Genomic DNA, 10,970 nt, shown 5'->3' with positions numbered 1-10,970 from the left:
TCTCATCGTCATGCCGCATTTTTTCAAGGCCAGTGTGCAAGTCGCGACTAACCGTTCGACCCAGATCGGCGCCCATGACGAACGCCTCCGAGCGCTGATCGCCGCCATATCGAGCCTACACCAAGCTTTGGGGGGAAGCACCTATGGCCTCGACCACGGCGAGCGGACGGCCTGGCATATGTCGCCAGCCGCTCCGCACGCTCTCGACATCGTCATTGTGACGACCGGGCAATCCCATCTCGTCGATGAACTCGCCCCCCTACAGCGCATGTTGCGCCATCACTCGACCGACGCCGACCCGCTCATGCTCGGCTTCGAGTGCCACAAGCTGATGCGCGATTCGTATGGACGCTACGACTATTACGGGTATGTGGAGGACGACATTGTCATTACCGATCCTCTGTTTCTCCGCAAGCGCCGCCTGTTCGACGAGAAATTTGGCCCCTACGCGCTCTTGCAGCCCAACCGCTACGAGGCCTCGCCGATCCCACCGGTCACCAAGCTTTATGTCGATTACCGACTCGCTGCCCATGTCACCGCACCCTACCAGGACATCGCGGACCAGCCGCGGCTCGAGCTGTCGTTCCTAGACGACGTTATCGCTTACGAGCGCACGTCATACCCTTCGTCCGGCTGCTTCTTTCTGAGCGATAATCAACTCGGCATATGGATCGAGAGTCCACACTTTCTGGACAGTGACATTTCCTATCTCAGCCCGCTCGATTCCGCCGTGACGTTGTCGGTCATGAAGACATTCCGCATTTACAAGCCGGTGCTCGATCAGGCGTGGTTCCTCGAAGTCCTACACGCCTCCCCGCGATGGATCGGATCCGTCACGCAGATCGCGAAGCTGGCTGCCCAGCCGCCCGCTCCGGGCATCCCGTCCACAGGAAAATGAAGATGGGGAGCGATCTCGCCGAACGCATCCTAGTGACCGGAGGCAGCGGCTTTCTTGGCTCGCATCTCTGTGAGCGATTGCTTGCGAACGGCGCAGAGGTCTTGTGCGTCGACAATTTCTTCACTGGGACGCGGCGCAATGTCGAACACCTGCTTGGCCAGCGGCGCTTCGAACTGATGCGTCACGACGTCACGTTCCCACTGTATGTCGAGGTGGACCGGATCTATAACCTCGCGTGCCCAGCCTCGCCGCTCCATTACCAGCACGACCCCGTGCAGACGACCAAGACCAGTGTGATCGGCGCCATCAACATGCTGGGATTGGCCAAGCGGCTGAGAGTCCCGATCCTGCAAGCCTCGACCTCCGAGGTCTATGGTGATCCGATCATCCATCCGCAGACCGAGGATTATTGGGGCAACGTCAATCCGATCGGACCGCGCTCGTGTTACGACGAGGGTAAGCGCTGCGCTGAGACGCTGTTCTTCGACTATTGGCGGCAGCACCGTGTCACAATCAAGGTCGCGCGTATCTTCAATACATACGGGCCCCGCATGCATCCGAATGACGGCCGCGTGGCTTCCAACTTCATCGTCCAGGCCCTCCGCGGAGACGATATCACCATCTTTGGCGATGGTGAACAGACTCGCGCCTTCTGCTATGTCGACGATACGATCGAAGGCCTGCTACGACTGATGCACTCGGCCAACTACATTACCGGCCCGCTCAACATCGGCAATCCCGAAGAGATCACGATCCGCGAACTCGCGGAACTCGCGATCGAGTTGACCGGCTCGCGCTCGAAAATCGTTTATCGACCGCGACCGCAAGACGATCCGCGCCAACGCCGCCCAGATATCTCGCGCATCAACACCGCACTCAACTGGACTCCGCGAACTTCGCTGCGAGAGGGACTCATCCGCACGACAGCGTATTTCGAGACGCTCCTCGCAGAACCGGTAGGCCGCCGCTCCGGGATCGCTGCAGGTGAGTCATCCGGAGAAAACCTCGCTAGGCCTTGAAAAGGTTCTCTACGGACGACTGACTAGGGGTACCGCAAACATCGTCGCGGTTAGTAGGCGGCGGCTGCTGCTTCAAGGGTGCCGTCAGGAATTTGGTTGGAATTGTCGTAGCGTAGCTTCCGAGAAACTTGAACATCGCCTTTCAAGCGGCGAGCTCAATAAGCAGAGCGATCGACTTTTCGGCGATGATCTTCCAGCCGTCGACTTTGCGCATGCAGATCTGGCCGGAGGCCAGCAAGGCCCAGAACGACATCGCGGCGGTCTCGGCGGAAGGCTGCACGGTCTTCGTCTTTGATCCGTCGCTTGAATTCTTCGTGCGGCCGCTCGATCGCGTTGGTGGAGTCGCGCGCTCTTCCAGTCGCTCGGGCGGCAGGCGGGTAAAGCTCAACAGGCGCGCGCCTGCTTCCTCGAGGTTGTCGGCGACGGCACGATGCTTGACGCACCATTTGCGAATGAAAGCCCTGCGCCGGGCCTCGAATTGTTGAGCTCAAAGCCGACCGCAAGAAGACTCAGGCGGCCTATGACCACGCAGCGTCGCTAGTGCTGCCATCGGCCAGCATCGACCCGGAAAGGATCACTGCGTTCAGCAAACTCATGACAGACCTGCTCGATAATGGCGAAACGCCCGCGCGCAAGGCGCATCTGTGCACGCTGATCGGCGCTATCATTGTCGGTGACAAGTCGGTGAAAATCGTCGGCAGCAAGGATGCCGTGCGAGCGGCTATTTTCGGCGAAGCCAGCCCCTCCAAAGTGTTCCTGGTTTGGGACCGGAATGGCGCGCCCGGGACGATCGAACGTCCGCCCCCCATATTCATAGCTAAACGGTTAGCACCAGCGTGGCCGGCGTAGCAGAGTTGCCGCGCTTCGACATCGACCCGCAATCACAATTGAGTCATTGCGCCCTCGCCGCTTCTACGCAGTGACTTTCCTCCTGCCGCTTCCACGACGCTTCCACGAGCGAAATTTCGAGCCAGATTGCGGACAGCAAAAAGCCCTCGAAAACGAAACGTTTCCAAGGGCTTCGTGTCTGGTTGCGGGGGCAAGATTTGAACTTGCGACCTTCAGGTTATGAGCCTGCTTGAAATAGGAGAGCGCCGGGCGCACGCCCGCGGCGGCGGAGCAATGCACGTCAAAAGACAGGTAATAGGCACTTCATGCGCAGATCGGGATGATCTTTTGATCCGCGCCTCCGCTTGACGCGCAAAACGTTGCCCAATCGGACATCAACGATTTCCGCTTCTCGAACAGGTCGCCCCGGCGGTAAGCGGCCTCGACCTTGCTGCTGATGATGTGAGCCAGCGCCATCTCCACCACTTCACTCGGATAGTTAGTGCACTCGGCAGCCCAGTCACGAAAAGTCGAGCGGAAACCGTGCGCAGTCAGGTCCGATCGTCCCATGCGGTCCAACAGCGCCAGCATGGCCATATTGCTGAGCGGCCTGTCGTGCTTGCCACCCGGAAACAGATACGGCCCACCCTGCTCTTTACCCAGAGTCTCGACAATGGTCAGCGCCGCCGCCGGCAACGGAACGCGGTGTTCCTTGGAGGCTTTCATGCGTCCGGCCGGCACCGTCCATACCTTGTCCTTGATTTCTTCCGGTCGCGCACCGATCACCTCGCCCGTGCGCGCGGCCGTAAGGATCAGGAACTCGAGCGCGTGTGCCGAGACGCCCTCTTGCGCGCGCAAAGCCGCCATGAATGCGGGCAGATCATCGTAGGGTAAAGCAGCATGGTGCTTAACTTTGCGTACCTTGCTACGTGCCGGTAACAGCTTGTCGAGATGGCCGCGCCATCGAGCCGGATTTTCGCCCTGGCGAAAGCCGCGCGCCGTCGCCCAATCGAGCACGGCTTCAATCCGGCCGCGTAGCCGCGAGGCCGTTTCCGGCTTCTTCGACCATAACGGCTCGATGATCTTTGTCACCAGCGCGGTGTCGATGCTGTGGACCGAAAGCGTACCGATCACTGGCTCGGCATAAGTCTTCAGAGTGGAGCTCCATTGCGCGGCGTGCTTGGCATTGCGCCAGGCGGCGCTGTGGGCCGCGAGATACTGCTTGGTGCATTCTTTGAAGGTCAGCGCGGCGGCCGCCTCGAGGGCAGCTTGGGCGCGGTGCGCGCGGCGCGCCTCGATCGGATCGATGCCTTCGTAAACCTGCCGTCGACACTCGGCTACCTTCGCGCGCGCTTCGGCCAGCCCAAAGATCGAAAAGGAACCAAGGCCCATTTCGCGGGAGCGGCCGCGAAGGGTGAAACGAAAGATCCAGGACTTAGCCGACGTGTTTTCGCCGTCGCCTGAGACTTGCAGATAGAGGCCCGCGCCATCGGCGTACATGCCGGGCTTCTTGACCTTCGCCACCTTCAGCGCCGTCAACCGCCCCACCAGATGCGCCATCTCCGCCTCGCAGCCTACCCACGATGCTACCCACATCCTGCGCGCACTTACCCACGTTTTTGGGCGATCCTGCGCGGACGCGAGGCGACATCAAACGCCAAAATTACGGCTATTTTCCAGAGGGTTGACGGACGGCAGCGAACAAATGCGAACGCTGGGCTGGCGGAGAGAGTGGGATTCGAACCCACGGTACAGTTTCCCGCACACACGCTTTCCAAGCGTGCGCCTTAAGCCACTCGGCCATCTCTCCGTGTCGCCCCCTCTTGAAGGCGGCGGCGGATTTTTGCAAGGGAGAGCCGCGCGAGCCGGCCGATTTTTCCGTAAAATATTGATTTGGCTTCGCGTTTCGGCAGGCTTGGGGCGCCACTCCGCGCCCTGGGACGGCGCGATGAACCGGAAATGCAGCCCGATCGACCACTGATTTGCAGCCACCCATGATTTTGGGGGAACCTGGATGATCCACCGAGAGATCGCTTTTGCCATGATGATGTTAGCCGGCGGCCCTGGCAGCGCGGTCGCTGGGGGCGTCTGCACGCGCCAGGGCAACGTGGTCAGCTGCGACGACGGGCGGCACGGCGCGTGGGACGGCCAGGCGATCATCTGGCCCGACGGCACGCGCTCGAGCGCGACCCCGCATCCGAGCGTCATCATCGGCAACAAGTCCCCGGTCCCTGTCGGGCCAGGTTGTTCGTCGGCCAGGGCAAGGGCGTGGTGCCGCTCGATGATCCGAACGCACCGAACAAGCGCGAATGCGCCATCCTGGACGGTGTGTCGTATTGTTATTAGATCGGACCCGGATCGAAGGTGCGCGCTCCCCGCAAGCGGGAGATGCGAACCGCACCTGCGGCGGGAGCTGTTCGACCAACCTTCCGCTTCAATAATAGCGGAGCGCCGGGCCAGCGGAGCGGCGCGGCAGGATCGCCGGGGCCGGCAATGCCGGCTCGACCGTCTCCTTCTCGATCCGAGCATCGCGCAGCGCGCCGACGAAGCCGTTGAACCAGTCGTGGATAGTATGGCTGTTCAGCCGCGCCATCATCGCAGCATAGCGCAGCCGCCGTTCGGCCAGCGGCATCGACAGCGCAGTCGCGATCGCGCGCGCCATGCCATCGACATCATTCGGATTCACCACCAGCGCCGCGTCGAGCTCGTTCGCCGCACCGGCGAATTTCGACAGCACCAGCACCCCGGGATCGTCAGGATTCTGCGCGGCGGCATACTCCTTGGCAACCAGGTTCATGCCGTCATGCAGCGGCGTCACCACGCCAACCTGCGCGCAGCGGTAGAGCCCCGCGAGCACGGCCTGGCCAAAACCCTTGTTGAGATAGCGGATCGGCGTCCAGTCCACCTCGCCATGGCGGCCGTTGACGTCGCTGACCAGTCGCGCGACCTCGTTCTGCAGGTTGCAATAGGCCTCGATTCCGCCGCGCGATGGGGTCGCGATCTGCAACAGCGAGACGTTGCGCAACAAGGCCGGCTCCCGCGTCCACATCAGGTCGAACGCGTTGATGCGATTGACGAGGCCCTTGGAATAGTCCAGCCGGTCGACGCCGATCGCGAGTTTTTCGCCATGCAGGCTGCGGCGCAGCCGCGAGACCTGCGGATGTGTGATCGCGCGCATGGCGGCCTGGGCGAACTTCTCGGCATCGATACCGATCGGAAAGGTCGCACACCGCGTCTGCCCAACAATCCCTCCTCGCCGCGACGTCACGCGGCTATCCTGCACGGAGAGGCCGAGATCCTGGCCAACATAGGCGAGGAAGTTCTCGCAATCCTCGTCGGTCTGGAAGCCGATCAGGTCATAGGCCAGCATCGCCTCGACCAGTTCGCGGTGATGCGGAACGCCTGACATGACGTTGCGCGCGGGCCAGGGCGTGTGCAGGAAGAAACCGACCGGCTCGGTGACGCCGAGTTTTCGCAGCTCCGCGCCAAGCGCAAGGAAATGATAGTCCTGGACCCAGAATGCGGTGTCCCGGTTGCGGAAGCGCAGCAGCGCGCGTGCCATGAAGGCGTTGATCTCGCAATAGGAGAGATAATCGCCATGCGAGGCGCGGATCAGATCGCTGCGCGAATGCAGCGCCGGCCACAGCGCCGAATTGGCAAAGCCCTCGTAGAAGCCGCCATAGTGCGCGGCCGGCAGGTCGAGCATTGCGATCGCGCCCGCGCCGAGCGCTTCGACTTCGGCGAACCGCTCCTTCTGCGGGCCGTCACGCAGCCGCCCGCTTGAACCGACCCAGATCGCGCCGGACTGTTCCACCACCGGCAGCAAGGCGGCGGCCAGTCCGCCGGTCATCGGCTCATTGGCCTTGCCGCGCGTGACGCGATTCGAAACGACGACGAGGTTCACGACGTTGCCTCCTGTGAGATGCGTCCTGCAGACCTCACCCGGACCATGGTCCGAGTTCCACTGTTGATCGCGGGCTGCATGACGCGCCAAACCGGAACTCCAAGCTCGGCCCCTGCACGAACGTGACCAAGCTCACTTGGAGCAATTAACGTCTGTTCATCAACGTGGTTCCCCCGCAGTGCATAACGAGAAATTGCTGCAGCACGCTGCGCAACACGGAACCCTTTGTCGCGCAAACGTTTTCCGACAAAGGCGCCGATCCGTTGGAGCCATGGAGCCGCCAAATTGAGGCAAGACGGCGATACGCGCGGTGCGGGGATGCTTGAATTAGTCTAACTGTGCACATGTTTCTTCCGCTTGCCTTCTTCCGCTTGCGGTCACGCAGGTGCTGGCGGCTGGTTCCCGCGCAATAGCTGCGCAAGAAATGCGCGCACGTCAGCTGGCGCATGGAAATGACCGGAGACGGCGCGCGCCCGCCGTCCGACCGAAAAGGAGAAGCCGGCGAAGTCCGGCATGATGTCGAACACGCTCTCGTCGGTGACGTCATCGCCAATGAACAGCGGGCGACGGCCCTTGAACGGCACACGGCTCATCAATTCCCGCACGCCAGTCGCCTTGGTGAAGCCGGCATGCTTGATCTCCAGCACGCTCTTGCCCGGCAGCAGCTGCAGCGGCGCGCTCGACAGCTCAGCCCTGATCCGCGCTACTTCGGCGTAGATGGTTTTTTCCGCGTGCGGCGCCAGGCGGTAGTGCAGTGCGAGCGAATAGCCCTTGTCTTCCACCAGGATTTTCGAATCGATCTCCGCGACGGCCGCAAGGCGCCGCTTCAATTCCTTTTCCATCGCCGGTGCGTGGACATCGACCGCCTCCATGTCCGCCGACAGACGCATCTCCGCGCCATGGCCGCCGACCGCCGGAAATTTGTCCGGCGCAAAGATCCAGTCGATATCGGCTAGCGAACGCCCGCTGACCAACGCCAGCGCCCCGGCGGTGTTTTCGAGCAGGCCATGCAGCGTGGCCACGAGCCCGTCGGGTACGACGATCGCGCGCGGCGTCGGCGCAAGCTCGATCAGCGTGCCGTCGATGTCGAGCAGGATCGCAAGTTCGCGGAGGCCCGGCAGCGCCGGGGGCGTCACGGGTTCGCAATCCGTCTCGGTCTCTTTCGCTATCGACGTGGCATCGCGCAACGCCGCCTCGGCCGTCTTGTCTTTCATCAGATCCTACTCCAGGAACGCGAGCGGCCGCGCCACCTTTTCCAGCGGCTGCCGTTCCGCCGCCACGCTGTAGCGCAGTGCGACCAGCGCGGCCAGGATCATCAGACCCGCACCAAACAGGTAGCCATAAAAGACACTCACGCGCGACCCGGTGTCGATCAACGCGCCGAACAGCGCCGGGCCGGCGACGCCGCCGATTCCGGTTCCCACCGCATAGAACAGCGCGATCGCGAGCGCCCGCACTTCAAGCGGGAAGATTTCACTCACCGTGAGGTAGGCGGCGCTGGCCGCGGGCGAGGCAAAGAAGAAGATCACCATCCAGGCTGCCGTCTGGGTCCGCGCGCTGAGGACCCCGATCGAGAACAAATAGCCGGTCACGGCGAGCAGGATGCCTGAGACGCCATAGGTCAGGGTAATCATCGTGCGGCGGCCGAGCGTGTCGAACAGCCGCCCGAGCAGGAGCGGGCCCAGAAAATTGCCGGCGGCGAACGGCAGGATGTACCAGCCGACCTGGTCGGAGGCGATGCCGTAGAAGTCGATCAGCACCAGCGCGAAGGTGAAGAAGATCGCGTTGTAGAAGAACGCCTGCGCGCCCATCAGCACAAGTCCGAGCAGGGTTCGCTGCCGGTAGGTCGAGACCAGCGTGGTCGCCACCTCGAGCAGGGGCGTGTGATCGCGCATCCGCAAGCGGACGCGCGGATAGGCCTGCTGCGGCAGGCGTTGGCCGCACGCGCTCTGCTCGATCTCGGCGACGATCGCCTGCGCGCGCTCCGGCTGGCCGTGAATCATCAGCCAGCGCGGGCTCTCGGGAATCCAGAAGCGCATCGCAAACACGATCAGCCCGAGGCACGCACCGGTCAGATAAGCAAGCCGCCAGCCGACATCAGGGCCCGCAACCGCCGGGTCGAGCAGCACGATCGCGCTTGCCGCGCCCAGCGCTGCGCCGAGCCAAAAACTGCCGTTGATGACGAGGTCGGTCCAGCCGCGATAGCGCGCCGGCACGAGTTCCTGGATCGCCGAATTGATCGCGGTGTATTCACCGCCGATGCCGGCGCCGGTGAGAAAGCGGAACAGCGCATAGCTCTCTACACTCCAGGACAGCGCGGTCGTCGCGGTCGCCGTGAGATAGACCGACAGCGTAATGAAGAACAGCTTTTTGCGGCCGATCCGGTCGGTGAGCCAGCCAAAGCCGATCGCACCGAGCACGGCGCCGGCGAGATAGGCACTGTTGGCGATGCCGAGTTCGACATTGGAGAAATGCAGCGCGGGGCTCTCCTTCAGCGCGCCGGACAGTGCGCCGGCCAGCGTCACCTCCAGGCCGTCCAGCACCCAGGTGATGCCGAGCGCGATCACGACGCGGGTATGAAATCCGCTCCAGGTGAGCGCATCGAGGCGCGCGGGAATGTCGGTTGCAATGACATTGTCAGGGGCGGGCGCGTCCGGCGCGGCGCCATCGTTGAATGCGAGGCCTGACTGCAATTCCATCGGATCGGACCAAAGCAAGACGATGTTTGCGTACGCCGCCTGACATTTCCGCCGCGCCTTTGCGGCGAAACACCCAAGCCACGAGACGATTGGGCAGGCAATTGCCGCGTCCGCGACAACGTCCCGACCGGTCATCGGTTCCCGACGGTGGCTCAAGGAACCGATTGCGGTGGCGATGCTTTCTTCAAATGACGAAGGAGTTGGCGATGGCTGAGCGCAACACCCGGAGGCATCTGCGTGGGACCCGGCCGCGCAAACGCACGGGCAAGGCATCCACGTCGCGGCGCGCTGCGCCAAAACGCTGGTCGCGGCGCGTGACGAAACAGAGCGACGCGCTCGATCTCGTTCACGGCGTGTTCAAGCTGTCGAGCGCAAGCAGGATCGCGGCTTCGCTCAAGCGCTCGGCGGAGCGAAGCAAGCGCCGCAAGACGGGCGCCTACCGCTCGGCGCTGTCGATGCTGAACTTCTACATCAACCGCGCCGGAAAGAATCTGCCGAAGACCCAGCGCGAGCGGCTCGAGCGCGCCAAGATCGAGCTGAAGCGCCAGTTCGGGAAGGAATGAGCGGTGTTCGGCAACAAGCATGATTGGAAGCTGAACTGGAGCCGCATCGGAGGTGCGCCCCTCCCCCCCCTTGCGGCGGCGGCTCGGGAAGGGGGGCCACGGGGAGAATCTCTCGTGGGCTACCCCACCCCCGACCCCTCCCCGCAAAGGGGGAGGAGAGCGAGAGAGCGCACGCTGTGGCGAAGAAAGCTAAGCCGCGCGGATATTGGCCATGAAGCGGTCGAGTTCGGCACGCAGGCGGGTGCTTTCAACCGACAGCGTCTTTGCCGATAACAGCACCTCCTCCGAGGCCTCGCCGGTCTCGGTGGCGCCGCGATTGACTTTTAGCACGTTGGCCGCCGCATCGCGGGTGCCGCGGGCGACATTCTGCACGTTTTGAGCGATCTCGCGCGTCGCCGTGCCCTGCTGCTCGACCGCGCTCGCGATCGAAGACGCAATATTCGAGATCTCCGCGATGGTGCCGCCGATCGCCTTGATCGCGCCGACCGATTCCTTCGTCGCCTCCTGCATGCCGGCGATGTGATTGGAGATCTCGTCGGTCGCCTTCGCGGTCTGGCTCGCCAGCGACTTCACCTCCGAGGCAACCACCGCAAAGCCGCGGCCGGCGTCGCCGGCGCGCGCCGCCTCGATAGTGGCGTTGAGCGCGAGCAGGTTGGTCTGCTCGGCAATCGCCGTGATCAGCTTGACCACATCGCCGATCTGTTGCGCGGCGCGCGACAGTTTGCCGATGCGCTGGTCGGTCGCCTGCGCCTGCGTTACCGCGGATTCAGCGATCCGGCTGGATTCACGCACCTGGCGCCCGATTTCGCCGACCGACGCCGACAGCTGCTCGGTCGCGGTCGCGACCGACTGGATGTTACCCGAGGCTTCCTCCGAATTGCCCGCGACCTGGCTCGACAGGCTCTGCGTGGTCTCGGCCGTGCGCGTCAGGGTGCCCGCTGCCTGTTCCAGCTGGACCGCGGAGGCCGACACGTTGGACACGATCGAGCCGACCGCCGATTCAAAATCGTCCGCAAAGCGGATCAGCTCGGAACGCCGTGCCGCACCCGCCGCCTTGTT

Annotated in this window: 9 protein-coding genes, 2 tRNA genes and 2 pseudogenes; 5 read left to right on the top strand and 8 right to left on the bottom strand. The window is 63.2% G+C overall.

What is annotated here, in order from left to right:
• Both JOZ76_RS27315 and JOZ76_RS27310 read left to right on the top strand, forming a co-directional pair.
• On the top strand, window positions 1-898 hold an 898-nt coding region (locus JOZ76_RS27315; RefSeq protein ID WP_291703949.1), incomplete at its 5' end, for a hypothetical protein.
• Window positions 895-1,917: a UDP-glucuronic acid decarboxylase family protein gene (locus tag JOZ76_RS27310; RefSeq protein ID WP_291703948.1), complete on the top strand. Its 1,023-nt coding sequence runs from the start codon at window positions 895-897 to the stop codon at window positions 1,915-1,917. The genes JOZ76_RS27315 and JOZ76_RS27310, both read left to right, overlap by 4 nt.
• Window positions 1,918-2,059: 142 nt before the next feature.
• Here the strand turns inward: JOZ76_RS27310 and JOZ76_RS27305 are convergent.
• Window positions 2,060-2,404 (bottom strand): annotated as a pseudogene (locus JOZ76_RS27305) (transposase); the annotation flags it as partial.
• A 53-nt stretch (window positions 2,405-2,457) separates the two neighbouring features.
• Here JOZ76_RS27305 and JOZ76_RS27300 point away from each other — a divergent pair.
• Window positions 2,458-2,766 (top strand): hypothetical protein, encoded by a 309-nt coding sequence (locus JOZ76_RS27300; RefSeq protein WP_291703946.1) that lies wholly within the window; start codon window positions 2,458-2,460, stop codon window positions 2,764-2,766.
• Between the two features lie 179 nt (window positions 2,767-2,945).
• Here the strand turns inward: JOZ76_RS27300 and JOZ76_RS27295 are convergent.
• The 3 genes from JOZ76_RS27295 to JOZ76_RS27285 form a co-directional block, all read right to left on the bottom strand.
• Window positions 2,946-3,028, bottom strand: a tRNA-OTHER gene (locus JOZ76_RS27295).
• 41 nt (window positions 3,029-3,069) lie between these two features.
• Window positions 3,070-4,305: a tyrosine-type recombinase/integrase gene (locus JOZ76_RS27290; RefSeq protein ID WP_291703944.1), complete on the bottom strand. Its 1,236-nt coding sequence runs from the start codon at window positions 4,303-4,305 to the stop codon at window positions 3,070-3,072.
• A 160-nt stretch (window positions 4,306-4,465) separates the two neighbouring features.
• Window positions 4,466-4,555, bottom strand: a tRNA-Ser gene (locus JOZ76_RS27285).
• 231 nt (window positions 4,556-4,786) lie between these two features.
• On the opposite strand from JOZ76_RS27285, the pseudogene JOZ76_RS27280 reads away from it, so the two are divergent.
• Window positions 4,787-5,091: pseudogene (locus JOZ76_RS27280) on the top strand (hypothetical protein).
• 88 nt (window positions 5,092-5,179) lie between these two features.
• On the opposite strand, the gene JOZ76_RS27275 reads toward JOZ76_RS27280, so the two are convergent.
• The 3 genes from JOZ76_RS27275 to JOZ76_RS27265 all read right to left on the bottom strand — a co-directional run bounded on the left by JOZ76_RS27275 (window position 5,180) and on the right by JOZ76_RS27265 (window position 9,348).
• A complete protein-coding gene (locus JOZ76_RS27275) occupies window positions 5,180-6,649 on the bottom strand; it encodes an alpha,alpha-trehalose-phosphate synthase (UDP-forming) (protein WP_291703942.1) in 1,470 nt (489 codons plus the stop codon).
• A gap of 377 nt (window positions 6,650-7,026) precedes the next feature.
• The gene (gene otsB / locus JOZ76_RS27270) at window positions 7,027-7,863 is read right to left on the bottom strand and encodes a trehalose-phosphatase (protein ID WP_291703940.1); all 837 of its coding nucleotides are present in this window, start codon (window positions 7,861-7,863) and stop codon (window positions 7,027-7,029) included.
• A 6-nt stretch (window positions 7,864-7,869) separates the two neighbouring features.
• Complete coding sequence (locus tag JOZ76_RS27265; protein WP_291703938.1) at window positions 7,870-9,348, bottom strand: MFS transporter; 1,479 nt, start codon at window positions 9,346-9,348, stop codon at window positions 7,870-7,872.
• Between the two features lie 206 nt (window positions 9,349-9,554).
• On the opposite strand from JOZ76_RS27265, the gene JOZ76_RS27260 reads away from it, so the two are divergent.
• Window positions 9,555-9,911 (top strand): DUF3175 domain-containing protein, encoded by a 357-nt coding sequence (locus JOZ76_RS27260; RefSeq protein ID WP_291703936.1) that lies wholly within the window; start codon window positions 9,555-9,557, stop codon window positions 9,909-9,911.
• Between the two features lie 189 nt (window positions 9,912-10,100).
• Here the strand turns inward: JOZ76_RS27260 and JOZ76_RS27255 are convergent.
• The coding region (locus tag JOZ76_RS27255; protein ID WP_291703934.1) for a methyl-accepting chemotaxis protein at window positions 10,101-10,970 on the bottom strand (870 nt) is incomplete at its 5' end.

Source organism: Bradyrhizobium sp., from assembly GCF_019244115.1.
In the GTDB taxonomy this organism is placed as follows: domain Bacteria; phylum Pseudomonadota; class Alphaproteobacteria; order Rhizobiales; family Xanthobacteraceae; genus Bradyrhizobium.
This window is presented reverse-complemented; position numbering and strand designations above follow the sequence as displayed.

What these genes read in the sequence shown, in the direction of transcription:
- JOZ76_RS27310 (WP_291703948.1), top strand. Translation starts at nt 895, where the DNA reads ATGAAGATGGGGAGCGATCTCGCCGAACGCATCCTAGTGACCGGAGGC.
- JOZ76_RS27290 (WP_291703944.1), bottom strand. Translation starts at nt 4,305, where the DNA reads ATGGCGCATCTGGTGGGGCGGTTGACGGCGCTGAAGGTGGCGAAGGTC.
- otsB (WP_291703940.1), bottom strand. Translation starts at nt 7,863, where the DNA reads ATGAAAGACAAGACGGCCGAGGCGGCGTTGCGCGATGCCACGTCGATA.
- JOZ76_RS27265 (WP_291703938.1), bottom strand. Translation starts at nt 9,348, where the DNA reads ATGGAATTGCAGTCAGGCCTCGCATTCAACGATGGCGCCGCGCCGGAC.
- JOZ76_RS27260 (WP_291703936.1), top strand. Translation starts at nt 9,555, where the DNA reads ATGGCTGAGCGCAACACCCGGAGGCATCTGCGTGGGACCCGGCCGCGC.